At 69.5% G+C, this 23832-nt stretch carries 23 protein-coding genes; 13 read left to right on the top strand and 10 right to left on the bottom strand.

The window, feature by feature from the left end; translation table 11 throughout:
* Nucleotide 1 precedes the first annotated feature (1 nt).
* Genes FHQ07_RS10720 through leuB form a run of 7 tightly spaced genes read left to right on the top strand, consistent with a single transcriptional unit; the run spans nt 2 to nt 6888 of the window.
* Complete coding sequence (locus FHQ07_RS10720) at nt 2–238, top strand: ACT domain-containing protein (protein ID WP_139716796.1); 237 nt, start codon at nt 2–4, stop codon at nt 236–238.
* A complete protein-coding gene (locus tag FHQ07_RS10715; protein WP_139716795.1) occupies nt 229–1152 on the top strand; it encodes an aminotransferase class IV in 924 nt (307 codons plus the stop codon). The genes FHQ07_RS10720 and FHQ07_RS10715 overlap by 10 nt, the downstream gene beginning before the upstream one ends.
* Before the next feature lie 34 nt (nt 1153–1186).
* On the top strand, nt 1187–2254 hold the full coding sequence (locus FHQ07_RS10710) for a threonine dehydratase (RefSeq protein WP_240703474.1): 1068 nt from the start codon (nt 1187–1189) through the stop codon (nt 2252–2254).
* A complete protein-coding gene (locus FHQ07_RS10705; protein ID WP_139716793.1) occupies nt 2251–3795 on the top strand; it encodes a 2-isopropylmalate synthase in 1545 nt (514 codons plus the stop codon). Before FHQ07_RS10710 ends, FHQ07_RS10705 begins: the two co-directional genes overlap by 4 nt.
* Entirely contained in the window at nt 3795–5210 is a 1416-nt protein-coding gene (gene leuC / locus FHQ07_RS10700) for a 3-isopropylmalate dehydratase large subunit (RefSeq protein WP_139716792.1), read from the top strand. The genes FHQ07_RS10705 and leuC overlap by 1 nt, the downstream gene beginning before the upstream one ends.
* A complete protein-coding gene (gene leuD / locus FHQ07_RS10695) occupies nt 5210–5800 on the top strand; it encodes a 3-isopropylmalate dehydratase small subunit (protein ID WP_139716791.1) in 591 nt (196 codons plus the stop codon). Before leuC ends, leuD begins: the two co-directional genes overlap by 1 nt.
* On the top strand, nt 5800–6888 hold the full coding sequence (leuB, locus tag FHQ07_RS10690; RefSeq protein WP_139716790.1) for a 3-isopropylmalate dehydrogenase: 1089 nt from the start codon (nt 5800–5802) through the stop codon (nt 6886–6888). The genes leuD and leuB overlap by 1 nt, the downstream gene beginning before the upstream one ends.
* A gap of 142 nt (nt 6889–7030) precedes the next feature.
* Here leuB and FHQ07_RS10685 read toward each other — a convergent pair whose 3' ends face one another.
* Both FHQ07_RS10685 and FHQ07_RS10680 read right to left on the bottom strand, forming a co-directional pair.
* Nucleotides 7031–10210 carry an efflux RND transporter permease subunit gene (locus FHQ07_RS10685; RefSeq protein ID WP_139716789.1) on the bottom strand — a complete coding sequence of 1060 codons (3180 nt, stop codon included), beginning with the start codon at nt 10208–10210 and terminating at the stop codon, nt 7031–7033.
* A 6-nt stretch (nt 10211–10216) separates the two neighbouring features.
* Nucleotides 10217–11281, bottom strand: coding sequence for an efflux RND transporter periplasmic adaptor subunit (locus FHQ07_RS10680; protein WP_240703473.1), 1065 nt, complete (start codon nt 11279–11281; stop codon nt 10217–10219).
* Nucleotides 11282–11388: 107 nt separating this feature from the next.
* Between FHQ07_RS10680 and FHQ07_RS10675 the strand changes: the two genes are divergently transcribed.
* The 3 genes from FHQ07_RS10675 to FHQ07_RS10665 all read left to right on the top strand — a co-directional run bounded on the left by FHQ07_RS10675 (nt 11389) and on the right by FHQ07_RS10665 (nt 14242).
* Nucleotides 11389–12057, top strand: a complete 669-nt coding sequence (locus FHQ07_RS10675) for a TetR/AcrR family transcriptional regulator (protein WP_139716787.1) — start codon at nt 11389–11391, stop codon at nt 12055–12057.
* A gap of 146 nt (nt 12058–12203) precedes the next feature.
* Nucleotides 12204–12857 carry a protein-L-isoaspartate O-methyltransferase family protein gene (locus tag FHQ07_RS10670; RefSeq protein ID WP_139716786.1) on the top strand — a complete coding sequence of 218 codons (654 nt, stop codon included), beginning with the start codon at nt 12204–12206 and terminating at the stop codon, nt 12855–12857.
* A 41-nt stretch (nt 12858–12898) separates the two neighbouring features.
* Complete coding sequence (locus tag FHQ07_RS10665) at nt 12899–14242, top strand: TolC family outer membrane protein (protein WP_139716785.1); 1344 nt, start codon at nt 12899–12901, stop codon at nt 14240–14242.
* 57 nt (nt 14243–14299) lie between these two features.
* On the opposite strand, the gene waaA is transcribed toward FHQ07_RS10665, so the two are convergent.
* Entirely contained in the window at nt 14300–15586 is a 1287-nt protein-coding gene (waaA, locus tag FHQ07_RS10660) for a lipid IV(A) 3-deoxy-D-manno-octulosonic acid transferase (RefSeq protein ID WP_139716784.1), read from the bottom strand.
* A 58-nt stretch (nt 15587–15644) separates the two neighbouring features.
* Here waaA and lpxL point away from each other — a divergent pair, with 58 nt between their 5' ends.
* Entirely contained in the window at nt 15645–16571 is a 927-nt protein-coding gene (gene lpxL / locus FHQ07_RS10655) for an LpxL/LpxP family Kdo(2)-lipid IV(A) lauroyl/palmitoleoyl acyltransferase (RefSeq protein ID WP_139716783.1), read from the top strand.
* Here the strand turns inward: lpxL and FHQ07_RS10650 are convergent.
* The 7 genes from FHQ07_RS10650 to FHQ07_RS10620 are packed head-to-tail and all read right to left on the bottom strand — an operon-like array spanning nt 16556 to nt 21945.
* Entirely contained in the window at nt 16556–17308 is a 753-nt protein-coding gene (locus tag FHQ07_RS10650; protein WP_139716782.1) for a glycosyltransferase family 2 protein, read from the bottom strand. The two genes, lpxL and FHQ07_RS10650, sit on opposite strands and share 16 nt — an antisense overlap.
* On the bottom strand, nt 17305–18612 hold the full coding sequence (locus tag FHQ07_RS10645) for an O-antigen ligase family protein (RefSeq protein ID WP_425476967.1): 1308 nt from the start codon (nt 18610–18612) through the stop codon (nt 17305–17307). Before FHQ07_RS10645 ends, FHQ07_RS10650 begins: the two co-directional genes overlap by 4 nt.
* Entirely contained in the window at nt 18594–19706 is a 1113-nt protein-coding gene (locus tag FHQ07_RS10640) for a glycosyltransferase (RefSeq protein WP_139716780.1), read from the bottom strand. The genes FHQ07_RS10645 and FHQ07_RS10640 overlap by 19 nt, the downstream gene beginning before the upstream one ends.
* A 16-nt stretch (nt 19707–19722) precedes the next feature.
* On the bottom strand, nt 19723–19917 hold the full coding sequence (locus tag FHQ07_RS10635; RefSeq protein ID WP_139716779.1) for a zinc-finger domain-containing protein: 195 nt from the start codon (nt 19915–19917) through the stop codon (nt 19723–19725).
* Between the two features lie 60 nt (nt 19918–19977).
* Nucleotides 19978–20700, bottom strand: coding sequence for a pirin family protein (locus FHQ07_RS10630; RefSeq protein ID WP_139716778.1), 723 nt, complete (start codon nt 20698–20700; stop codon nt 19978–19980).
* Nucleotides 20697–21329 carry a YceI family protein gene (locus tag FHQ07_RS10625; protein ID WP_240703472.1) on the bottom strand — a complete coding sequence of 211 codons (633 nt, stop codon included), beginning with the start codon at nt 21327–21329 and terminating at the stop codon, nt 20697–20699. The genes FHQ07_RS10630 and FHQ07_RS10625 overlap by 4 nt, the downstream gene beginning before the upstream one ends.
* A gap of 25 nt (nt 21330–21354) precedes the next feature.
* Nucleotides 21355–21945 carry a malonic semialdehyde reductase gene (locus FHQ07_RS10620; protein ID WP_139716776.1) on the bottom strand — a complete coding sequence of 197 codons (591 nt, stop codon included), beginning with the start codon at nt 21943–21945 and terminating at the stop codon, nt 21355–21357.
* Between the two features lie 115 nt (nt 21946–22060).
* Here FHQ07_RS10620 and FHQ07_RS10615 point away from each other — a divergent pair, with 115 nt between their 5' ends.
* Nucleotides 22061–23032, top strand: a complete 972-nt coding sequence (locus tag FHQ07_RS10615; protein ID WP_139716775.1) for a mitochondrial fission ELM1 family protein — start codon at nt 22061–22063, stop codon at nt 23030–23032.
* Nucleotides 23029–23829, top strand: coding sequence for a hypothetical protein (locus tag FHQ07_RS10610; RefSeq protein WP_139716774.1), 801 nt, complete (start codon nt 23029–23031; stop codon nt 23827–23829). Before FHQ07_RS10615 ends, FHQ07_RS10610 begins: the two co-directional genes overlap by 4 nt.
* The last annotated feature ends 3 nt before the right edge of the window (nt 23830–23832 follow it).

Genomic DNA, 23832 nt, shown 5'->3' with positions numbered 1-23832 from the left:
CATGCGCTACCGACTCGACCTCACCCTGCGCCACGCCGAAGGCGCGCTCGCGCGCGTGCTCGGCACCGCCGAACGCCGCGGCTTCCGCCCGCTCGCGGTGGAAGGCGAAACCCGCCCCGACGGCGACCGCTGGCACCTGCAGATGACGGTGGAAGGCGACCGCACCGCCGACAACCTGCACGAGCAGCTGGCCAAGCTGTACGACTGCCTGGACGTGCAGGTGCAGCCATGCAGTTGAACGATGCACCCGCCACCGAACAACGCAACGACGGCGAAACCGCCGCCGAAGCACCACAGAAACTGTGGTTCGACGGCACGCTGGTCGACCAGGGCGCGCTGCAGGCCACGCTGGGCACGCATGCCCTGCACTACGGCAGCGGCGTGTTCGAAGGCATCCGCGCCTACGCCACCCGCGACGGCGCCGCGGTGTTCCGCCTGCCCGAGCACCTGGAGCGCATGCGCAAGGGCTGCGAGCTGCTGGGCATGGACTTCGACACCGCACGGGCGACCGAGGCGGTGCTGCAGACCCTGCGCGCGAACAAACTCGGCGATGCCTACATCCGCCCGCTGGCCTGGTATGGCGATGGCGGTTTCGGGCTGGACGTCAGCGGCCGCGCGCACCATTTCATGGTCGCCACCGCGGCCACCAACCTGCACCTCAACGGCAACCGCACGCGGGTGTCGGTGTCGAAGTGGCGGCGCAACCCGGCCAGCTCGCTGCCGCCGCTGAAGCTGTGCGGCGCCTACGTCAATTCGATCCTGGCCAAGCGCGAGACCAAGGCGCGCGGCTTCGACGAGGCGATGTTCGTCGACGAGGACAACTACGTCGTCGAGTGCACCGGCGCGAACCTGTTCTTCGTGCGCGACGGCGCGATCACCGCGGTCGAGCACCGCGACGCGTTGCCCGGCATCACCCGCGACACCCTGATCCGCATCACCGGCGCGGACTCGCGGCCGGTGAGCCTGGAGGAACTGCTGGATGCCGACGAGGTGTTCGCCTGCGGCACCGCCGCCGAAGTCGCGCCCATCGCCGAAATCGACGGCCGCAGCTTCGACGCGAACAGCCCGCTGTCGCGCGAGATCGGCGCGGTGTACGCGGCCACCGTGCGCGGCGAAAGCAGCTGGTCCGGCCGCTGGCTGACCCGGGTCTGACGCGATGCAAAGCGACGTAGCCCGCGATGTCCGCATGCCCACCGCCGGCGACGTGCTGGCGGCGCATGCACGGCTGCGTCGTTACCTGGACGTCACCCCCGCGCATTATGCGGAACGTTTCGGCTGCTGGCTGAAGCTGGAGAACCTGCAGCGCACCGGCTCCTACAAGGTGCGCGGCGCATTGAACGCGCTGCTGGCCGCGCGCGAACGCGGCGACACGCGCCCGGTGGTCGCCGCCTCCGCCGGCAACCATGCGCAGGGCCTGGCCTGGGCCGGCTATCGCCTGCGCATGCCGGTGATCACGGTGATGCCGCGCTGCGCGCCGGAGACCAAGGTCGCCGGCGTGGCGCATTGGGGCGCGACCGTGCGCCTGCACGGCGACAGCTACGACGAGGCCAAGGCCTTCGCCATCGAGCTGGCCGCGCAGAACGGCTACCGCCTGCTGAGCGCGTTCGACGATCCGGACGTGATCGCCGGGCAAGGCACGGTGGGATTGGAGATCGCGACCGCGCTGTCGCCCGACGTGGTGCTGGTGCCGATCGGCGGCGGCGGCCTGGCCTCCGGCGTGGCGCTGGCGCTGAAATCGCAGGGCGTGCGCATCATCGGCGCGCAGGTCGAAGGCGTGGACGCGATGGCGCGCGCGCTGAAGGGCGACGAGACGCCGCGCGATCCGGCGGCGACGCTCGCCGATGGCGTGAAGGTCAAGGAACCCGGCACGCTGACCCGCGCCCTGCTGCGCGAACTGCTGGACGACGTGGTGATCGTGCGCGAGGCCGAACTGCGAGAAACCCTGGTGCGGCTGGCGCTGGAGGAACACGTCATCGCCGAGGGCGCCGGGGCGCTGGCGCTGGCGGCCGGCCGCCGCATCGCGGCCAAGCGCAAATGCGCGGTGGTGTCCGGCGGCAACGTCGATGCCGGCGTGCTGGCGCAACTCCTGTCCGACGTGCGCCCGCGCGCACCGCGCAAGCCGCGGCAACGCGCGCAGGAACGACTTAGCCCGCCGGCGGCGAAGCGCACGCTTCCCGCCGGCCTGCTGCCTGTCGCCCCCGCTGCGCCCACATGGCGCGCCACCGCCCACATCCTCGAAGAACTCCCCGCATGAGCCACCCAACGACGACGGACCGCATCCGGATTTTCGACACCAGCCTGCGCGATGGCGAACAATCGCCGGGCTTCACCATGAGCGCGTCGCAGAAGATCGCCTTCGCCCACGCGCTGGCCGAGCTCGGCGTCGACGTGATCGAAGCCGGCTTCCCCAACAGCTCCCCCGCCGATTTCGGCGCGGTGCAGGCGATCGCCCGCGAGGTGCGCGGCGCTTCCATCGCCGCCCTGGCGCGTTGCCATCCCGGCGACATCGAGGCCTGCGCGCGCGCGCTCGACGGCGCGGCCGCACCGCGCATCCACGCCTTCATCTCGACCAGCCCGTTGCACCGCAAGCACAAGTTGAACATGAGCCGCGAGCAGGTGATCGAGCACGCATCCATGGGCGTCACCCTGGCCCGCAACCGCGTGGACGATGTCGAATTCTCCGCCGAGGACGCCTTCCGCACCGAACGCGAGTTCCTGGTCGAGGTCTTCGATGCCGCGGTCGCCGCCGGCGCGCGCACGCTGAACGTGCCGGACACCGTGGGCTACGCCACGCCCGCCGAGATCCGCGCCCTGTTCGAATACCTGCGCGCCAACGTCAAGGGCGCCGACGGGGTGGTGTTCAGCGCGCACTGCCACAACGACCTGGGCCTGGCGGTGGCCAATTCGCTGGCCGCGATCGAGGGCGGCGCGCGCCAGGTCGAGTGCACCATCAACGGCATCGGCGAACGCGCCGGCAACGCGGCGCTGGAGGAACTGGTGATGGCGATGAAGGTGCGCCCCGGCTACTTCAACGCGGACACCGGCATCGACACCACCAGGCTGCTGGAGACATCGCGCCTGCTGTCGCGGATCACCGGGATCCAGGTGCAGCGCAACAAGGCGATCGTCGGCCTGAATGCGTTCGCCCACGAATCCGGCATCCACCAGCACGGCATGCTCAAGCACCGCGACACCTACGAGATCATGCGCCCGCAGGACGTGGGCTGGCCGGATTCGCAGATCGTGCTGGGCCGCCACAGCGGCCGCGCCGCGGTCGCCGACCGCCTGCGCCAGCTGGGCTACGTGCTGGAAGACGAACAGCTGGACCAGGTGATCGCCGCCGCCAAGGCGCTGACCCAGACCCAGCACATCATCCACGACGCCGACCTGCAGCGGTTGGTCGAAGGCGAACGTTACGGCCCGGGCTGGCGGATCTCCGCGATGCACCTGTCCGATGCCGACGATGCGACCCATGCGCGCGTCGACCTGTCCGCGCCCGATGGCCGCCACGTGGTGCAGAGCGCAGAAGGCGACGGGCCGATCGAAGCCCTGTTCGCCGCGCTGTCGCATGCGACCGGGGTCGGCTTCGTGCTGGAAAGCTACGAGGTGCACAGCATGGGTGTGGGTGCGGATGCCCGCGGCGAAGCCAACCTGAGCGGCCGCATCGACGGCGAGACCATGAGCGGGCAAGGCACCAGCCGCGACGTGTTGGAAGCCAGCGCGATCGCCTGGCTGGACGTGGCCAACCGCGTGTTGCGCATGCGCCAGGCGCAGCCGCGCGTGGAGGCCGCGTGATGTCGCCGCGCACCCTGTTCGACAAATTGTGGGACGCGCACCTGGTCGCGCCGGAAACCGAGGCCGCGCCGGCCGTGCTGTACATCGACCTGCACCTGATCCACGAAGTGACCTCGCCGCAGGCCTTCGCCGAATTGGAGGCGCGCGGCCTGCCGGTCGCGCGGCCGCAACGCACCACCGGCACGCTCGATCACTCCACGCCGACGCTGCCCGCCGATGCCACCGGCAAGCTGCCATACGCGAACCCCGAGGCCGAAGCGCAAGTGGCGAAGTTGCGCGAAAACGCCGCGAAATTCGGCGTCGAGCTGTTCGACTTCGGTAGCGCGCACCGCGGCATCGTCCACGTGATCGGGCCGGAGCTCGGCATCACCCAGCCGGGCATGACGATCGTGTGCGGCGACAGCCACACCGCCACGCATGGCGCGTTCGGCGCGCTGGCGTTCGGCATCGGCACCAGCGAAGTCGGCCACGTGCTGGCCACCCAATGCCTGCTGCAGCGCAAGCCGAAGACGCTGGCGATCAGCATCGATGGCGAACTCGGCCCCGGCGTGACTGCCAAGGACCTGATCCTGCACGTGATCGGCACCATCGGCGTCAACGGCGGCACCGGCCATGTCATCGAATACCGCGGCAGCGCGATCCGCGCGTTGTCGATGGACGAGCGCATGACCGTGTGCAACATGTCGATCGAAGCCGGCGCGCGCGCGGGCCTGATCGCGCCGGACCAGACCACGTTCGACTTCCTGCGGCAGACGCCGCGCGCGCCACGGGGCGATGCGTTCGATGCGGCAGTGGCGAAATGGCGCACCTTCCACACCGACGAAGGCGCCAGGTTCGACCGCGAAGTGCGGATCGACGCGCGCGACATCACGCCCACCGTCACCTGGGGCACGCACCCCGGGCAAGTCGCCGCGGTCGCCGGGCGCATCCCCGCCGATGCCGGTAGCGACGAGGCCAAGGCGCGCGACTACATGGGCTGGGAGGCTGGTGCGGCGGTGGCCGGGCGCGCGGTGGACGTGGTCTTCATCGGCAGCTGCACCAATTCGCGGCTGAGCGACCTGCGCGAAGCCGCCCGCGTGCTGAAGAACCGCAAGGTGCACCCGCGCGTGCGCATGTTGGTGGTGCCCGGCTCCGAGCAGGTGAAGCAAGACGCGGAAGCCGAGGGCATCGACGCCATCGTGCGCGCCGCCGGCGCGGAATGGCGCGAGCCGGGCTGCTCGATGTGCATCGCGATGAACGGCGACATCGTGCAGGCCGGGCAGTTGGCGGTGTCGACTTCGAATCGCAATTTCGAAGGTCGCCAGGGCAAGGGCGCGCGCACCGTGCTGGCCTCGCCACTGACCGCGGCGGTGTGCGCGGTGACCGGCGAGATCACCGACCCGCGCGCATTCCTCCAGCAACAGGAGGCCGCGTGATGCAGCCGTTCAAGCACCTGCAAGCGCACACCGTGGTGTTGCGCGAACGCAATATCGATACCGACCAGATCATCCCCGCGCGTTTCCTGACCACCACCGAGCGCAAGGGCCTGGGCCAGCATGCCTTCAACGACTGGCGCCGCCTGCCCGACGGAACGCCCAACCCGGAGTTCCCGTTCAACCGCGCCGAGAATGCCGGCGCGCAGATCCTGGTCGCCGGCCGCAACTTCGGTTGCGGCTCATCGCGCGAGCATGCGCCGTGGGCGTTGACCGACCTTGGCCTGCGCGCGGTGGTCAGCAGCGAGATCGCCGACATCTTCCGCAGCAACGCGCTGAAGAACGGCCTGCTGCCGATCGTGCTGGACGATGCCGTCGTCGATGAGCTGCTGGCACAGCCCGGCATCGAACTGCGCATCGACATCGCGGCGCGCACGCTCACCCTGCCCGATGGCCGCAGCTTCGAATTCCCGCTGGATGCGTTCGCGCAGACCTGCCTGCTCGAAGGCGTGGACCAGCTCGGCTACCTGCTCAACCAACGCCCTGCCATTGAACGATTCGAAGCCGCACGCGACGCGGCGGAGGCTGCCTGATGAACGCGAACATCCTTGTCCTGCCGGGCGACGGCATCGGCCCCGAAGTGACTGCCGCGGCGGTGTCGGTATTGCGCGCCATCGCCAAACGCTACGGCCACGACTTCCATTTCGAGGAAAAGCTGATCGGCGGCGCCGCCATCGACGCCACCGGCGAACCACTGCCTCAGGCCACGCTCGATGCGGCGCGCAGGGCCGATGCCGTGCTGCTGGGCGCGGTCGGCGGCCCCAAGTGGTCGGACCCGAAGGCGAAGGTACGACCGGAGCAAGGCCTGCTGGCGATCCGCAAGGCGCTGGGCCTGTACGCCAACCTGCGCCCGGTGACGCCGCACCCGGCCACGCTGGGCGCCTCCCCGATCAAGCCGCACCTGCTCAACGGCGTGGACCTGATGGTGGTGCGCGAGCTGACCGGCGGCATCTATTTCGGCGACAAGACCCGCGATGCCGACACCGCCAGCGACCTGTGCCGCTACAGCGCGGCCGAGATCGAACGCGTGGTGCGCCGCGCCTGCACGCTGGCGCGCGCGCGCCGCGGCAAGGTCACCAGCGTGGACAAGGCCAACGTGCTGGAAACCTCGCGGCTGTGGCGCGAAACCACCGAGCGCGTGGTGCGCGAGGAATTCCCCGACATCGAACTGGAACACCAGTTGGTCGATTCGATGGCGATGCACCTGCTGGCCAAGCCGCGCGAGTACGACGTGATCGTCACCGAGAACATGTTCGGCGACATCCTCACCGACGAAGCCTCGATGCTGGCCGGTTCGCTGGGCCTGCTGCCGAGCGCATCGCTGGGGGACGACAGGGTTGGGATCTACGAGCCGATCCACGGTTCCGCGCCGGACATCGCAGGCAAGGGCATCGCCAATCCGTTCGCGACCATCCTCAGCGCGGCCATGTTGCTGCGCCATTCGCTGGGCCTGGAACGCGAAGCCACCTGCATCGAACAAGCGGTGGGCAAGGCGCTGGATGCGGGCGTACTGACTGCCGATCTCGCACCCGCGGGTCGTGGCGTGCGCACCGCGGACGCGACGCGTGCGGTGCTCGAACAATTGGAAGCGGATTGCTACGTAGCCGAACTACGCGATTGATCCACTGCAAACCGCGGTAAAGATCGGGCGCTCCGGCGCGGGGTGTGCCGGAGCGAAATCAAGGGGGAGGCATCGGCGCTTTTACCGATGCCGGAGGACATTCGCTCCGGCACACCCCGCGCCGGAGCGCATGCCTACTTGGTTAGGCGTGCGACGGCTCCGGCTTCACCCGGAACCACGCCGCATACAACGCCGGCAGGAACAGCAGGGTCAACGCGGTCGCCACGATCAGGCCGCCCATGATCGCCACCGCCATCGGCCCGAAGAACACCGAACGCGACAGCGGGATCATCGCCAGCACCGCCGCCAGCGCGGTCAGCACGATCGGGCGGAAGCGGCGCACGGTGGCGTCGATGATCGCCTGCCAAGGCGCATGCCCGGCGGCGATGTCCTGTTCGATCTGGTCGACCAGGATCACCGAGTTGCGCATGATCATGCCGAACAGCGCGATCGTGCCCAGCATCGCCACGAAGCCGAACGGCACCCGCAGCACCAGCAGGAACAGGCTCACGCCGATCAGGCCCAGCGGCGCGGTCAGCCACACCAGCAGCACCCGCGAGAAGCTGCGCAGCTGCAGCATCAGCAGCGTGGTGACCACCAGCACGAACAGCGGCATGCCGGCGTTCACCGAGTTCTGCCCGCGCGCGGAGTCCTCCACCGTGCCGCCGATCTGCAGCAGGTAGCCGGACGGCAGCGCAGCGCGGATGCCGTCCAGCGTCGGCGAGATCTGCGCCATCACGCTCGACGGTTGTTCCTTGCCGTAGATGTCGGCGCGCACGGTCACCGTCGGCAGGCGGTTGCGATGCCAGACGATGCCGTCCTCGAAGCCGTCCTCCAGCGTCGCGATCTGGCTCAGCGAGACCGCCTTGCCGCTCGCCGTCGGCACCGCCAGCGAACCGAGCATGCCGAGCCGCGTGCGCTCCTCGCCGGGGCCACGCAACAGGATCTCGATCGCCTCGTTGCCTTCGCGATAGGTGCTGACCGAGGTGCCGGACAGCGAACCGGACAGGAACTTCGCCACCGCCGCCGAGCTCACGCCCAGCGCGCGCGCGCGTTCCTGGTCGATGCGCAGGCGCACCACCTTGCTCGGCTCGCTCCAGTCCAGGTTCACGTTGGTCACATGCGGATTGGCGCGCACCTTGTCGGCGACCTGCCGCGCGATCGCCTGCACGCGGTCGATGTGCTCACCGGACACGCGGAACTGCACAGGATAGCCGACCGGCGGGCCGTTCTCCAGGCGGGTGACGCGCACCTGCAGTTCCGGGAACGCCGGCGCGGCTTCCTCGATCAACCATTTGCGCACGGCTTCGCGCGCTTCGATGTCGTGGGTGAGCAGCACGAACTGGGCGAAGTTCGCCGCCGGCAGCTGCTGGTCCAGCGGCAGGTAGAAGCGCGGCGAACCGGTGCCGACGTAGGCGACGTAGCTTTCCACGCCCTCCTGCTTCTGCAGCATCGCCTCCAGCTTCTTCGCCTGCGCCGCGGTCGCCTTCAGCGACGCGCCTTCGGCCAGCTCCATGTCCACCATCAGTTCCAGCCGCGTGGATGCGGGGAAGAACTGCTGCGGCACGAAGCGGAACAGCATGATCGAGGCGATGAAGATCGCCACGGTCACCGCGATCACGGTCTTGCGATAGCGGACGCACCATGCGACCAGCCTGCGGAAGCGCTGGTAGAACGCGCTCTGGTAGGGATCGTGCGCGGCCTCGTGGTGGTGTTTGGCGGTGATGTGGTCGGACAGCGCATTGCCGATGCGCGGGATGCGCGATGCACCGGCGGCAAACGCATCGCGCAGGCGGCGGAACGCGCGCGAGACCCGGCCCTTCGGCGCGGCCTCGGCGCCCTGCTCTTCCAGCAACTGGTAGCCCAGGTACGGGATGAACACCACCGCCGCCACCCACGAGATCAGCAGCGCGATGGTCACCACCTGGAAGATCGAGCGCGTGTACTCGCCGGTGCTGGACGCCGCGGTGGCGATCGGCAGGAAGCCCGCGGCCGTGACCAGCGTGCCGGTCAGCATCGGGAACGCGGTGCTCTCCCACGCGAAGGCCGCCGCCTTGATCCGGTCGTAGCCCTGCTCGATCTTCACCACCATCATCTCCACGGCGATGATCGCGTCGTCGACCAGCAGGCCCAGCGCCAGCACCAGCGCGCCCAGCGAGATCTTGTGCAGGCCGATGCCGAAGTACTGCATCGCGGCGAAGGTCATCGCCAGCACCAGCGGGATCGACAACGCGACCACGGTGCCGGTGCGCAGGCCCAGCGACAGGAAGCTGACCAGCAGCACGATCGCCACCGCCTCGGTCAGCACCTTGATGAATTCATCGACCGAACGCGTGACCGCCAGCGGCTGGTCGGAGACCTTGCGCAGCTGCATGCCGGTCGGCAGGGTCTGCTGCAGGCGCGCGAATTCGCTTTCCAGCGACTTGCCCAGCTTGAGGATGTCGCCGCCGTCGCGCATCGATACCGCCAGGCCGATCGCGTCCTCGCCCATGAAGCGCATGCGCGGCGCGGGCGGATCGGAGAAGCCGCGGACGATCGTGGCGATCTCGCCGAGGCGGAAGGTGCGGTCGCCGGCGCGGATCGGGAAATCGCGGATCGCCTGCACCGAATCGAAGCGGCCGCTGACGCGCATCTGCACGCGTTCGCCGGCGGTCTCGAAATAACTGGCCGGCACCACCGCGTTCTGTTCGTCCAGCGCCTGCTGCACCGTCGTCAACGGAATCCCGAGCGACGCCAGCTTGGTGTTGGACAACTCGATGAAGATCTTCTCGTCCTGCAGGCCGAGCAGGTCGACCTTGCCGACGTCGGGCACGCGCTGCAGTTCCAGTTCCAGGCGTTCGGCGTAGTCCTTGAGCACGGCGTAGTCGAAACCCTCGCCGGTCAGCGCGTAGATGTTGCCGAAGGTGTCGCCGAACTCGTCGTTGAAGAACGGACCGATGGCGTCGCGCGGCAGGGTCGCCTTGATGTCGCCGACCTTCTTGCGCACCTGGTACCACAGCGGCGGGATGTCCTTGCTGCGCAGCGAATCCTTGGCGATGAAGATGATCTGCGACTCGCCCGGCCGCGAATAGGCGCGGATGAACTCGTACTGGCCGGTCTCCATCAGCTTCTTTTCGATGCGGTCGGTGATCTGCCGCGAGACGTCCTCGGCGGTCGCGCCCGGCCAGAGCGTGCGCACCACCATCGCCTTGAAGGTGAACGGCGGATCCTCGGACTGGCCGAGGTGGCGGTACGACCACGCGCCGAGCAGGCCCAGCATCAGGATCGCGTACAGCACCAGGGTGCGGTTGCGCAGCGCCCATTCGGAAAGATTGAAGTTCATGGCGGCTTACTTCGCCGCGGCCGCGGGCGCGGCCTCGAGCACCGGGCGGTTGTCGCGATCCACCGGCGCCACCAGCTGGCCCTCGCGCAGCAGGTGGCCGCCGGCGGCGACGATCCATGCGTTCGCATCGATGCCGCCCAATACCGGCACCGCATCTTCGGCATAGGCGCCCAGTTGCACCGTTGCGAGGTGTACGCGATGCGATTTCGGATCGACCACCCACAACGAGGCTGGCTTGCCGTCGGCTGCACGCTGTACCGCCGACAGCGGCACGCTCAACGCCGCGGCTTCGCCCTGTTCCTGCATGTACACGCGCGCGCTCTGGCCCAGCTCGACCGCACCGGCGGCATCGCCATCCAGCGCGACGCGCGCGGCATAGGTGCGCGCCTGCGGATCGGCGGCGGGGGAAATCTCGCGCACGCGACCCGGCAAACGCTGGCCGGGAGCGCTCCACAGTTCGACCAGCACCTGCTGGCCGACCACCACTTGGCGGATGCGCGATTCCGGCAGGGCGATCGCGACCTCGCGGCCGGCATCGCCGGCCAGCGTGTAGACGGTCTGGCCGGCGGCCACGGTCTGCCCGGCTTCGGCCAGGCGGGTCGCGATCACGCCATCGCGCGGCGCATGCAGGCGGGTATACGCGGACTGGTTGCGCATCAGTTCGTATTGCGCGCGGGCGGCGCGATAGGCGGCCTGCTGCGCGTCGAACGCCGACTGGCTGACCAGTTTCTGCGCGACCAGTTTGCGATAACGCTCGAGGTCGCCGCCGAGGCGTGCCATCTCCGCCTGTGCGGCGGCGACCTGCAGGCCGGCATCGCCCGGATCGAGCTCGGCCAGCAACTGGCCGCGATGCACGCGATCGCCGGCATCGACCAGCCGCTTCACCAAACTGCCACCGATGCGGAACGACAATGCGCTCTCTTCGCGGGCGCGGATTTCGCCGGCATAGGCGCTGAACGCGGATTGCGCGCCGCCGGCGGGATGCACAACCAGCACAGGCCGCGCGGTTTCCGCCTGCGCCTCGGGTTTGGCGCAGGCCGCAAGACCCATCGTGAGTGCCGCCGCCAGCATCGCAAGCTTCGTCCTGTGCCCCATATCGCCCCCGGCGGCATTCGCCAAAAATTAATGAACTTGACGGTATAGTATAAATATCGAACCAAGTAGTCTAGTATTCAAGCATGATCCCGCCGGTCGCATCGCAAACGCCAGACACCACGGTCGCCAAGGCTGCCGGGCCCGGCCGCCCGAAGGATCCGGGCAAGCGCGCGGCGATCCTGGACGCGGCCAAGCGGCTGTTCGTCAGCCAGGGCTTCGAGCGGGTCAGCATGGACCAGATCGCGGCCGAGGCCGGGGTCTCCAAGCTCACCGTCTATAGCCACTTCGGCGACAAGGACAGCCTGTTCACCGAGGCGGTGCGCGCGCATTGCGAACAGGGCATGCCCACCACCCTGTTCGTGGCCGAGCCGGACACTCCGGTGCGCGAGCGCCTGCTCGCCATCGGCACCGCCTTCTTCAGCATGATCATGACGCCCGAGGCGATCGCCGGGCATCGCATCCTGTGCTCACCGCAGGTGGCCTGCAGTTCGATGCCGGCGGCATTCTGGGAAGCCGGCCCGCAACGCGTGCAACAGTCGTTCGCGGACCTGCTGGAGCGCCGCGTGGCCAGCGGCGAACTGGAGATCGACGACTGCCAGCGCGCGGCCTCGCAGTTCTTCACCCTGCTCAAGGGCGAACCGCATGCGCTGGCCGTATTCGGCTTCAGCTGCGGCGGCCATGTCGACACGCCCGCGCAGCATGTGGCCTCGGTGGTCGAGTTGTTCCTGCGCGCCTATGCGGTACGCCGCTGAACGCAGCGCGCCCGCAACGGCCCGGGTGACGCCAGTCCCGGTGACTTCCGGCACTGCGTGCCACTGTGCTAGCACAGCCAAACTGCCCGGCATCGGGGTCGCAGCACCGCTAAAATGACCGGTTCCCCGCAACGGATTCCAAGCGCATGAGCATCGACTACGCCAAGGCACGCGAAAACATGGTGGAACAGCAGGTGCGTCCCTGGGACGTGCTGGACGCGCGCGTGCTGGAGACGATCGCCAGCGTGCCGCGCGAAACCTTCGTGCCGGAGGCGCTGCGCGCCCTGGCCTATGCCGATACCGCACTGCCGCTGGGCCATGGCGAGGCGATGATGAAGCCGGTGCTGCAAGGCCGCGCCCTGCAGGCGCTGCTGCCGCAGGCGGAAGAGAGCGTATTGGAGATCGGCACCGGCAGCGGCTACCTGACCGCCTGCCTGGCCACCCTGGCCCGCGAAGTCGTCAGCATCGAACGCCACCCCGACCTCGCCGAGGCCGCGCGCGCGCGCATCACTGCGCAGGGCATCGGCAATGTGCGCATCGAGACCGCGGACGCGCTGTCCTGGGACAACACCCAGCAGTTCGATGCGATCTGCGTCGGCGGTGCGGTCGAGACGCTGCCGCCGCGCTTCCTCGAATGGCTGAAGCCGGGCGGCCGCATCTTCGCCGTGCAGGGCCGTTCGCCGGCGATGGAAGCGACCCTGGTGCACCGCGAGGTCAACGGCGCGCGCACCGAATCGTTGTTCGAGACCGACCTGCCCTACCTGGCCGGTGCCGCGCCGCAACCGGCATTCGCCCTCTAAGCATCCCTACCCGAAACCATTTCGCGCCCAAGGATTCCCCCATGCTGCGTCGCCCGCTCGCCTTCGCCCTTGCAACCGCCCTGCTACCAGCAGCCTTGCTGCCCGCCGCGGCGCAGGCCGACGACCTGCTGCAGAGCTACACCAACGCGCGCAACAGCGACCCGCAATACGCCGCCGCCGAATCCAGCCGCGCGGTCGCCGCGGAACGCCCGGTGCAGGCGCGCGCGGCGTTGCTGCCGCAGGTGAACGGTTCGGTCGGCTGGAGCCGCAACGGCAGCCCCGGCGATGGCCGCCGCAGCGGCTCGTGGGACGTGAGCGCCTCGCAGTCGGTGTTCGACTACGGCAACTACACCGCACTGCGCGCCGCCAAGGCGCAGGACCGCGCCGGCGGGTTCGACCTGGAAGCGGCCGGCCTCAGCCTGATCACCCGCACCTCGGCCGCCTATTTCAACGTGCTGGTGCAGCTGGAGACGCTGAACGCCGCCGAAGCCGCGGAAACCGCGTTGAAGAAGCAGTTCGACTTCGCCAGCAAGCGCCTCGATGTCGGCCTGGCGCCGATCACCGACGTGCACGAAGCGCGCGCGCAGTACGACGCCGCCCGCGCCAACAGCATCCTCGCCCGCAATGCGGTGCAGGACGCCTACCAGGCGCTGGTCGAGATCACCGGCACCCCGGTCGGCAACCTCAAGGGCCTGCCGGACGACTTCAAGCCGGCATTGCCGGAATCGCGCGATGCCGACGGCTGGGTCGCCACCGCCCTGGCCGAAAACCCTTCGCTGAAGGCGCAGGCTGCGGACCTCGAGGCCGCCGAGCACAACGTCGCCACCGCCCGCTCCGGCCACTATCCGACCCTGGGCCTGCGCGCTGGCTATGGCCAGGCCCTGCCGAGCCTGTACGGCAACCCGGAGTTCAGCGGCGACAAGACCTCCACCAGCGTCGGCCTGACCCTGAGCATCCCGATCTTCTCCGGTTTCGCCACCCAGTCCGGCGTACGCAGCGCGCTGGCCCAGCGCGACATCGCCCGCGACCAGCTGGAACAGCAGAAGCGCGCGCTGGAACGCAACACCCGCAATGCCTACCAGGCGCTGGTCGCCGGCATCAGCGAAGTGGAGGCGCGCCGCCTGGCACTGGTGTCCGCGCAGAGCGCCTACGACGCCTCGCAGGTCGGCCTGGAAGTCGGCACCCGCACCGTGCTGGACGTGCTGAACAACCAGCGCACCCTGTTCTCCGCGCAGCAGGACTACGCGCAGGCCAAGTACAACTTCCTGCAGAACCGCCTGCTGCTGGAACAGGCCGCAGGCACCCTGCAGGTCTCCGACCTGGAGGACGTGAACCGCCTGCTCACCACCGACGAATCGGTGGCCAAGGCGATCGGCGCGCAGTAGCCGCGGACGCACGCCTGGATGCGAAAATCCCCGCGCAGGCGGGGATTTTTTTGCCCGTCACTTCGGCAACGCGGGCTCGATCAGGGCCATGGTGCGCTCCAGCGCGCCGCGACCGGCCTGCAACAGGTGCTGCGCGTTCGCGGCCATGCGTTCGCGCATGGCCTCGTCGGCGAACAGCTCGAGCAGCGCCGCGCCCAGCCCCGCGGCATCGTCGACGACGCGCATCGCATCGGCCTCGCGCAGGCGCTTGGCGATGTCGGCGAAGTTGTGCAGGTGCGGGCCGCTGAGGATGGCGGTGCCGGTCGCGGCCGGTTCCAGCAGGTTGTGCCCGCCGACCGGCTGCAGGCTGCCGCCGACGAAGGCGATCCTGGCGCAGGCGTAGAAGCGCGCCAGCTCGCCCAGGGTATCGACCACGAACACTTGCGTCCCCGGGCGCGGCCAACGCTGTTCGCTGCGCGTCGCCACCGCGAAGCCGGCCTCCGCCGCATGCAGCGCCACCGCGCGGAAACGCTCCGGATGGCGCGGCGCCCACAGCAGCAGCGCATCGGGATGGGCCTTGAGCACCGCGCGATGCGCGTCGAGGACCGCGGCTTCCTCGTCCTCGTGGGTGCTGGCGGCGATCCAGGTCGGCCCGCTGCCGCGATGCGCGCGGAATTCGCGCACGAAATCGGTGTTGTCCACCGGCAGGGTGTCGAACTTGAGATTGCCGGTCACCACGACGCGCTCGGGCTGCGCGCCGAGCCGGGCGAAGCGCTTGCCGTCTTCATCCGACTGCGCCGCGACCAGGTGCACGCTGCGCAACGCGCGCCGGATCAGCGGCCCGAGCACCCGGTAGCCGCGCAGCGAGCGCGCGGACAGGCGCGCATTGAGGATGTACGACGGGATGCCGCGGTCGCGGCAGCCGAACAGCAGGTTCGGCCACAGCTCGGTTTCCACGATCAGCGCCAGGGCCGGCCGGAAATGCTCGAGGAAACGCGAGACCGCGCCGGGCAGGTCGTAAGGCAGGTAGACATGCACCACCGCATCCCCCCACAGCGCCTGCACGCGCTCGGAACCGGTGGGGGTGATGGTGGTGACCACCAGCCGCAAGCCGGGGTGGTCGCGCAGCAGGCGCGTCACCAGCGGCGCGGCGGCATTGACCTCGCCCACCGAAACCGCATGCAGCCACAGCGGCGCCTCCACCGCGATGGTCGGATAACTGGCATAGCGTTCGTTCCAGCGCTGGAAATAGGCGCGCTGGCGGAACCCGCGCCAGATCAGGTGGTAGAGGGTGATCGGCGCAAGGATGTACAGGGCGGCGGAGTACAGGCCGCGCAGCACGCGCTCGGTGAGGTCGGCCCGCATCGCTACAGCATAACCAAGCGCGCCCGCCCGATAGCAGCGCGTGGGTAGAATCCGGGGCATGTCCGCGACCGCAGCACCCGAACTTCCGATCCCGCCATGCGGCCCGCGCCACTGGCCGGTATGGTTCGGCGTCGCCGTCTGCATGGGCTTGGCGCGCCTGCCGTGGCCGGTGCAACGCAGGCTGGGCGCGGCAGTCGGCTGGCTGGCGCTGCGGCTGTCGCGCCGCCGCCGCGATGCCGCACGCGCCAACCTCGCGCTGTGCCTGCCGGAGCTCGATGCGGCGCAACGCGAAGCCTTGCTGCACGCGAACTTCCGCGATGTCGGCATCGGCCTGTTCGAGTTCGCCCGCGCCTGGTGGGGCGATGCCGAACCGATGCGCGGCACCGCGACCATCGAAGGCCTCGGCATCCTGCACAAGCTGCAGGCCGAAGGCCGCGGCGTGCTGCTGGTCTCCGGGCATTTCATGACCCTGGAAATGTGCGGCCGCCTGGTCTGCGACCACGTGCCGCTGGCCGGCATGTACCGCAAGCACCGCAGCCCGGTGATGGAGTGGGCGGTGCTGCGCGGGCGCCTGCGCTACGCCAGCGCGATGTTCGGCAACGGCGACACCCGCGCCGCGATCCGCCACCTCAAGCGCGGCGGCCTGCTGTGGTACGCGCCGGACCAGGACATGCGCGGCAAGGACACGGTGTTCGCGCCGTTCTTCGGCATCCCCGCGGCGACGATCACCGCCACCCACCAGTTCGCGCGCCTCACCGGTTGCGCGGTGGTTCCCTTCTTCCACAGGCGCGAAGGGGATCGCTACCTGCTGCGCATCGGCGAGCCGCTCGCGCCCTTCCCCAGCGACGACGCGGTGGCCGACACCAGCGCGGTCAATGCCGCGATCGAGGCGATGGTGCGCGAAGCGCCCACGCAGTACCTGTGGCTGCACCGACGCTTCAAGCGCCAACCCGAAGGCGCGCCGCCGCGCTATTCGCGCGACTGACGCTGCGCTTCCAGCACCTTCGCGTATTTGAGGAAGGCATAGAACGACTGCGTCTTCGCCGCGAAGAAGCCGGCCCATCCGTTGAGGAAGTAGCGCTTGCCGAAGTACAGCTTCAGGAACGCGACCCCCGGGTAGAACAGCAGCCGCAAGGCGATGAAACGCACGCGCTTGCCGCGCTTGTGCTCGACCAGGCCTGAGGAATAGCGATTGACCTTGTCGACGCGATCGGCGAGCCGCGGCTCACCGTAATGGCGGAATGGCGCGTCGAGGTCGAGCAGGCGCCCATCGACTTCCGGCGCGGCATGCACCGGCACCATGTTCATCCGACCCGCCGTTTTGCGGAACAGGCGCAGCTGCCAATTCGCGCGAGTGCCCGCATGCGGCCAGCGCCAGAACAGCCATTCCTGGCGCGGCAGGCGGTAACCGTCCGCGCGCGGCGCGGCGAGCTCGCGTTCGATGGCGATGCGCCCGGCATCGGTCAGGTGTTCGTCCGCATCCAGCAGCAGGATCCAGTCGCCGGTCGCGAGCTCGATCGCCGCCTGCTTCTGCGGACCATAGCCCGCAAAGGCCTGGGTTTCGATGCGCGCGCCATGCCGGCGCGCGATCTCGAGGGTGGCATCGGCCGAGCCCGAATCCAGCAACACGATCTCGTCGCAGAACCCCAGGCTGGACAGGCAAGCCTCCAGCGTCGCCGCGTTGTCCAGCGTGGTGACGACCGCGGAAAGCCGCGGCTTCACGTGGACTCGCGGCCCAGCAGGCTGCCCGCATACAGCGCGGCGAGCAGCAACAGCACGCCGCCCCAGAAGGTGGAGTACACGGCGAGGTGGGTATTGAAGGGGAACACGGTGACCGCCAGCGCCAGCATCGCCGGACGCGCGGCCTCGCGCGCCGCGGCATCCGCGTAACGCCAGGCGCGCCTGGCCATCGCCGCGCCCGCCAGCCACAGCAGCAGGCCGAAGCCGCCGGTTTCGCTCAGCACCTCCAGCACGATCTGGTGCGCATGCAAGGCCGGGCCGGTGCCCCAGGCCGCAAGCGTGCCGCTCTCCGCATCGCAAGCGGGGAAGGCTTCGCGGAAACCGCGCGCGCCGACGCCGTTGAACGGATGGGTGCGCGCCATGCACAGCGCCGCCGACCAGATCCTGCTGCGGCCGGACAGCGCATGGTCCACGCCCTGCGCGTTGCCGACGAACACCGCGGTGCTGCGGTTGAGGCGTTCGGCCACCGGCGGAGACACCAGCGCCGCGGCCAGCAACAATGCGGCGCCCAGGCCGAACACCGCGAGCAACCGCTTCCAGCCGAGCAGCCGCCAGCCGGTCCACGCCAGCACCAGGCCATAGGTGAGCCAGGCCGCGCGCGCGCCGGCGAGCAGGATGACCAAGCCAACCAATGCCGCGGCGATGAACCAGCCGGCACGGCCATAGCGCCGCCACGCCGCGTCCAGCGCGAACGGCGACAGGCTGGCCAGCACGATGCCGAGCTTGAGGTTGCACGGCCCGAGCACGCCACCGAGCCGGTCCAGCGCGGCCACTTCCTGCACGGTGCACATGCCGTGGCCGCTGATCGCCTGCTTGGCGGAGTCGATCGCCCAGAACAATGGACTGGTGCCGGTAGCGGCTTCGAGCAGGGCATCCAGCGTCCAGACGCCGACGATCACCGCCAACCCGCCGAAGGTGCGTCGCCGTCCTTCCTCGCTGGCCACCGCAGAGGCCACGATCCACAGGAACGGCAGGTAGCGCAGGTCGACCAGCGCTTCGCGCAAGGCGCGCACGCGGTCGGCCGCGTCGATCGCGGAGATCGCCTCCGGCAGCCAGTAGGCGAAGAACAGCACGCTGGTCAGCGCCCAGGCCGGGCCGCTGAGCAGGCTCGCACTGCCGCGGAAACGCGACAGCAACAGCTGCACGATGCCGGCGATCGCCCCCAGCGCCAGCACCGCTTCCGCATAACCGGGCGCCGGCCACAGGGCGACGAACGCGAGCACCCATGGCGGGGCCCAACGCCAACCGGGCGCGGCCGGGCTTGCGCTCATGCGTCCACCAGCGATCGGTACAGCCCCAAGGTCGCCTCCTGCATCGCCTGCAATCGATACGCCTGCATCGTAACGGCTGCCGGCGGATGCGCGAGCAGTTCGCGCGCCGCTGCCGCCAGCGCCGCGGCATCGAACGGCGGCACCGCGCCCCGTGGTTGCAGTTCGCGCAGCAACTCGCCGACGCCGCCGTGCGCCCAGCCCAGCACCGGCCGCCCGACCGACAAGGCCTCGATCACCGTGCGCCCGAACGACTCCGGCTTGCGCGACAGCTGCAGGACCAGGTCGCTGGCGGCATAGGCCTGGGCGATGGCCGGGGTAGTCTCGCTGATCGCGATGGCATCCTCGACGCCGGCTTCACTGGCCAGTTCTTCGAGTTCGGCGATGTACGCCTCGCGACCATCCTGCTGCGCGCCCGGCATCCACAACCGCGCATCGAGGCCCGAGGCGCGCAGGTTCGCCAGCAAGGCGATCGCATCGGCATGGCCCTTCAAGCGCGTGCCGCGCCCGGGCAGCAGCAGCAGCGGGCCCGCGCCGCCGAGTTGCGGATGCCGCGCGGCGATGCGTGCCCGCGCCTGCGGATCCGGCATCGGCGCGCGCGGGAACGCTACGGGATCGATGCCGCGCGGGATGACCGCCAGGCGTGCGGGATCGCTGTTCGGATAGTGGCGGAGCAGGTACTCGCGCACCGCCTGCGACACGCAGATGACGCGCTCGCCGCGGGCCATGATCGCGCTGTAGCGCGAGGGCGAATTCAGGCCGTGCGCGGTGGTGACGAAATGCGGTGGCTTGTCGCCGATGCCGCGCAACGCGAACCAGCCCAGCCATGCCGGCAAGCGCGAGCGCGCATGCACGATGTCGGCATCGACCTCGCGGAAGAGTTTCCGCAGCGCAGGCACGTGGCGGAACGTCAACGGCGACTTGCGGCCGATGTCGAGCGCGACATGCTCCGCGCCCAGCGCTTCCAGCGGCGGCAGCAGGCGCCCGCCCTTCGACACCACGATGGCGCGATGCCCGGCGCGCACCAGCGCGTCGGCGATCTCGAGGGTGGAACGTTCGACACCGCCGGACTCGAGCGCCGGCAGCAGCTGCACCACGGTCAGGCGGCGCATCGGGTCGGGGTCGGCGTCAGTCGACCAGCACGTAGGTCGCGCCGCAGTACGGGCACTGGCAGGTGCCGCCGTCGGCCTCGATCGGCAGGTACACGCGCGGATGCGAGTTCCACAGCGCCATCGACGGCTGCGGGCAGCTCAGCGGCAGGTCGGCGCGGCGCACCTCGTAGCGTTGCTGGGCATTGGCGGGCGACGAGGCGGTCTGGGTCATGGCGATGCGGCGCGGTGGCGGGAACCGCGCCAGTTTACCAGCCGCAGGTCGCGTTCCGACTCAGGCCGGCAGGTCGAACAGCAGCACGTCGCTGGCCTCGCCGATGCCGCGCAGGGCCAGCTCGCCGGCTTCGTCGACGAAGCCCAGTGCATCGCCGGCCACCAGCACGCGCTCGCCCACGGCGACTTCGCCGGCGGCGACATGCAGCCACTGCTTGCGGGCCGGATCGAGCGTTGTGGTCACCGCATCGCCCGCAAGCAGGCGGGTAGCGCGCAGCGTGGCCTGCTGGCGGATCGCCAGCGAGCCGTCCGCGCCATCCGGCGAGACCAGCGTCGCCCAGCGTGCGCGCCGCGCTTCGGGATCGAAGAACTTCTGCGCGTAGTCCGGCTGCGCATTGAGCCGGTCCGGCTGGATCCAGATCTGCAGGAAATGCACCGGCGCCGTGTTCGAGCCGTTGTATTCGCTGTGCTCGATGCCGTGGCCGGCGCTCATCCACTGCACTTCGCCGGCGCGGATCACGCCGTCGGTGCCGCGGCCGTTATTGGACATGTTGTCCTTGTGCGCCAGCGCGCCGTCCAGCACCACGCTGATGATTTCCATGTTGGCGTGGCGATGCGGGGCGAAACCGCCGCCGGGGGCGACGGTGTCGTCGTTGATCACCCGCAACGGGCCGAAGCCCATCCACGCGGGATCGTGGTAATGGCCGAACGAGAAGCTGTGCTTGCTGCGCAGCCAGCCCAGGTCGACGGCGCCACGCGCGGCGGACGGGCGTTCGATGATCACTTGGTGTTGCTCGCCTTGCCGGTCTTGCCCGCCTTGGCCTTCGCTTCCGGCGCGTCGGCCTTCGGCGCGTTCGCCTCGGTGGTGATGCGCAGCGCGATTTCGTCGCTGACCATCGGCACCGCCATGCCCATGCCGTAGTCGGTGCGCTTGATGGTGGCGGTGGCATCGAAGCCGATCTTGGCGCCGCCGTTGTTGCCCTCGCCGCGCTTGTTGAGGGCCACGTCCAGCACCACCGGCTTGGTGATGTCCTTGATGGTCAGCTCGCCGGTGACCTTGAGCTTGCCTTCGCCCGCGGCCTCGACCTTGGTGCTCTTGAAGCTGGCGGTCGGGAACTTGGCGGAATCGAAGAAATCGGCGCTGTTGAGGTGGGCGTTGAACTTCTCGGAGAACCCGTTGAGGCCGGACAGCGGCAGGGTCACCTGCACGCTCGACTTGCCCACGTCGGCGGCGTCGTAGACCAGGCTGCCGTCTACGCCGCTGAAGCTGGCGCTCGGGTTCGAGTAACCCATGTGGTTCCAGCTGGCGATGACGTTGGTGTGGCCCGGGTCGAGCTTGTAGGTCACGCCGGCGGCGAAGGCGTTGGCGCTGGCGGCGACGAGGGCGGCGGTGAGGATCAGGCGCTTGAACATGGGAGTTTCCTTGCGGGAATGGGGGTCAAAGGATCTGGCAGGCTTCGTCGAACGAAAGCCGCGGCGAACGCGGGAAGATGCTGGCCGGATCGCCATGGCCGAGGTTGACCAGGATGTTGGAGCGGATCGAGGTGCCGGCGAAGAAGGCTTCGTCGACCTTGGCGTTGTCGAAGCCGGTCATCGGCCCGCAATCCAGCCCGAGCGAGCGCGCCGCCAGGATCAGGTAGGCGGTCTGCAGGCTGCTGCTGCGCATCGCCACCCAGGCCAGGTTGTCCTGCTCGCGATGCTCGAACCACGGCTTGGCGTCGGTATGCGGGAACAGCACCGGCAGCTTGTCGAAGAAGCGCATGTCGTAGCCGACGATCGCCACGCAGGGCGCCGCCATCGTCTTCTTGTAGTTGCCCTCGCTCAGCGCCGGGCCGAGCTTGGCCTTGGCCTCCTCCGACTTCACGAACACGATCCGCGCCGGGGTGCTGTTGGCCTCGGTCGGGCCGAACTTCAGCAGGCCGTAGAGCTGGTGCAGGGCGTCGTCGGAAACCTCGCCGGTGAAGGCGTTGTAGGTGCGCGCGGTGCGGAACAGCTGGTCCAGCGCGGCATCGTTCAGGGCTTGCGGCATGCGATCCTCGGGGTTGTGCTTGCGACCTCCATTGTAGAGTTCCACGGGTGAATCCAAAGCCACGCAATCGGAACGGATCGGCATCACTCGTGCAACGACACGGGGACCAGGCCGCGTGAGCGCCACCCTCGCCCTGCACGATGGCCGCGCCGGCAATGCCCGCCAGGCGCTGGCGCTGGCGCGGGCGCTGGATGCCGAGGCCGGCGAATGCCTCCTGCTGCCGCACGCGCCATGGCGATGGCTGGCGCCGCGTGCCCTGCCCGGCGCGGCTGGCGCATTCGGCAGCGGATTCGATGCGCAGGCCGCACGGCCGCCGCAACTCGCCATCGGCTGTGGCCGGCAGGCGGCGCTGGCTACGCGGCTGTTGCGCGCCCGCGGCAGCAAGGCGGTGCAAGTCCTCGACCCGCGCATCGACACCCGCCATTGGGATCTCGTGGTCGCGCCGCAGCACGACGGGTTGCGCGGCGGCAACGTCATTCCGATGCTGGGCAGCCTGAACCCGATCGACGACCTGTGGCTGGCGCAGGCGCGCCGCGATGCGCCGCAGATTGCCGTCCTGCCCGCACCGCACACGCTGCTGCTGGTCGGCGCGCCCAGCAAGCATGTCGCACTGTGCGACAGCGACTTCGAATCGCTGCTGCGGCAACTCGCGCAACGCGCCCGCGACGAGCACGGCAGCTTCAGCGCGGTCGCCTCACGGCGCACGCCCGCACGCTGGCGCGAAATGCTGGCGAAGCTTCCCGCGGACGTGCCCGGCATCCGCTGGCGCGACGCGCGCGATGGCGACAATCCGTATGCCGGCCTGCTCGCCCATGCGCAACGCATCGTCTGCACGCCGGATTCGGTGAACATGCTCAGCGAGGCGGCGGCGACCTTGGCGCCGGTGTTCGTGTGGTCGGCCGGCATCGCCAGCGGACGGCTGCGGGTGTTCCTCGATGCCTTGCGCGCCAGCGGGCGCGTGCGCGACCTCGATACTGCGCTGGCGCCGTTCGCGGCGGAACCCCTGCGCGAAACCGCGCGGGTCGCGGACGAGGTGCGCCGGCGGTTGTCCGATGCCGGCCTGCAAGTGCGTAACTCCGGCCAATGAACGACGACAACGCCGATACCAACGCCCCTGCCCATCGCTCGCGCTGGCGGCGGTTCTCGCCCTCGATGGGCTGGAAGGCGTTCTGGAGCGAAATCCTGATCGTGGTGCTGGGCGTGGCGATCGCGCTGGCCGCCAACGAGGCGGCGGAGGACTGGGGCTGGCGGGCCAAAGTGCATGACGGCGAACGTCGCGTGCAAGGCGAGGCGAATCGGATCTTCGTGTGGGGCGCGGAACACTATGCGACCCAGCCCTGCGTCCAGACGCAACTGGATGAGCTCGCACGACGCGTGCTGGACAGCGGTGCCACCCTGATGCCGGCAGCCGTGCATGCCGATGCCACCCCGACCAGTCCGCGCTTCGTGGTGCGCATGCCCATCCGCCCCTGGCGATTCCCGGTCTGGGAGGCATTGGTCGCGAACGGCACCGCCACCCACTTCAGCCAGCGGCGGCAGGACGTCTACAGCATGCTCAGCGACAGCATCGCGGCCGCGCGCGACTACAAGGAGGACGCCAACCGCTTGTCCGGGCGGTTGATGGCCCTGTCCTACCCGACCGCGCTGGACGCGGATGCGCGCCGTGACTACCTGGTGGATATCGAAACGCTGCGTCGACTGAACGCTTCCATCTTGGTCACCGCCCAGCAACAGATGGCCATCATGCTCCGGGACGGCATGGCGCCGACACCGGACTCGGTGGACGCCTACCTCAAGGCGTCCGGGACGGTGAAGTTCTGCAAGGAACAGGGCCTGCCGCTGGCGGACTGGCGCGACGTGAAGCCGGACAGTCCAGGCCGCTAGCGT

The sequence above is a fragment of the Thermomonas aquatica genome (assembly GCF_006337105.1).
GTDB classification, from domain to species: Bacteria; Pseudomonadota; Gammaproteobacteria; order Xanthomonadales; family Xanthomonadaceae; genus Thermomonas; species Thermomonas aquatica.
This window is presented reverse-complemented; position numbering and strand designations above follow the sequence as displayed.

What these genes read in the sequence shown, in the direction of transcription:
- leuB (WP_139716790.1), top strand. Translation starts at nt 5,800, where the DNA reads ATGAACGCGAACATCCTTGTCCTGCCGGGCGACGGCATCGGCCCCGAA.
- waaA (WP_139716784.1), bottom strand. Translation starts at nt 15,586, where the DNA reads ATGCGGGCCGACCTCACCGAGCGCGTGCTGCGCGGCCTGTACTCCGCC.
- FHQ07_RS10640 (WP_139716780.1), bottom strand. Translation starts at nt 19,706, where the DNA reads ATGCGCCGCCTGACCGTGGTGCAGCTGCTGCCGGCGCTCGAGTCCGGC.
- FHQ07_RS10625 (WP_240703472.1), bottom strand. Translation starts at nt 21,329, where the DNA reads ATGTTCAAGCGCCTGATCCTCACCGCCGCCCTCGTCGCCGCCAGCGCC.
- leuD (WP_139716791.1), top strand. Translation starts at nt 5,210, where the DNA reads ATGCAGCCGTTCAAGCACCTGCAAGCGCACACCGTGGTGTTGCGCGAA.
- FHQ07_RS10610 (WP_139716774.1), top strand. Translation starts at nt 23,029, where the DNA reads ATGAACGACGACAACGCCGATACCAACGCCCCTGCCCATCGCTCGCGC.
- FHQ07_RS10675 (WP_139716787.1), top strand. Translation starts at nt 11,389, where the DNA reads ATGATCCCGCCGGTCGCATCGCAAACGCCAGACACCACGGTCGCCAAG.
- leuC (WP_139716792.1), top strand. Translation starts at nt 3,795, where the DNA reads ATGTCGCCGCGCACCCTGTTCGACAAATTGTGGGACGCGCACCTGGTC.
- lpxL (WP_139716783.1), top strand. Translation starts at nt 15,645, where the DNA reads ATGTCCGCGACCGCAGCACCCGAACTTCCGATCCCGCCATGCGGCCCG.
- FHQ07_RS10635 (WP_139716779.1), bottom strand. Translation starts at nt 19,917, where the DNA reads ATGACCCAGACCGCCTCGTCGCCCGCCAATGCCCAGCAACGCTACGAG.
- FHQ07_RS10670 (WP_139716786.1), top strand. Translation starts at nt 12,204, where the DNA reads ATGAGCATCGACTACGCCAAGGCACGCGAAAACATGGTGGAACAGCAG.
- FHQ07_RS10680 (WP_240703473.1), bottom strand. Translation starts at nt 11,281, where the DNA reads ATGCTGGCGGCGGCACTCACGATGGGTCTTGCGGCCTGCGCCAAACCC.
- FHQ07_RS10665 (WP_139716785.1), top strand. Translation starts at nt 12,899, where the DNA reads ATGCTGCGTCGCCCGCTCGCCTTCGCCCTTGCAACCGCCCTGCTACCA.
- FHQ07_RS10705 (WP_139716793.1), top strand. Translation starts at nt 2,251, where the DNA reads ATGAGCCACCCAACGACGACGGACCGCATCCGGATTTTCGACACCAGC.
- FHQ07_RS10685 (WP_139716789.1), bottom strand. Translation starts at nt 10,210, where the DNA reads ATGAACTTCAATCTTTCCGAATGGGCGCTGCGCAACCGCACCCTGGTG.
- FHQ07_RS10715 (WP_139716795.1), top strand. Translation starts at nt 229, where the DNA reads ATGCAGTTGAACGATGCACCCGCCACCGAACAACGCAACGACGGCGAA.
- FHQ07_RS10620 (WP_139716776.1), bottom strand. Translation starts at nt 21,945, where the DNA reads ATGCCGCAAGCCCTGAACGATGCCGCGCTGGACCAGCTGTTCCGCACC.
- FHQ07_RS10710 (WP_240703474.1), top strand. Translation starts at nt 1,187, where the DNA reads ATGCCCACCGCCGGCGACGTGCTGGCGGCGCATGCACGGCTGCGTCGT.
- FHQ07_RS10720 (WP_139716796.1), top strand. Translation starts at nt 2, where the DNA reads ATGCGCTACCGACTCGACCTCACCCTGCGCCACGCCGAAGGCGCGCTC.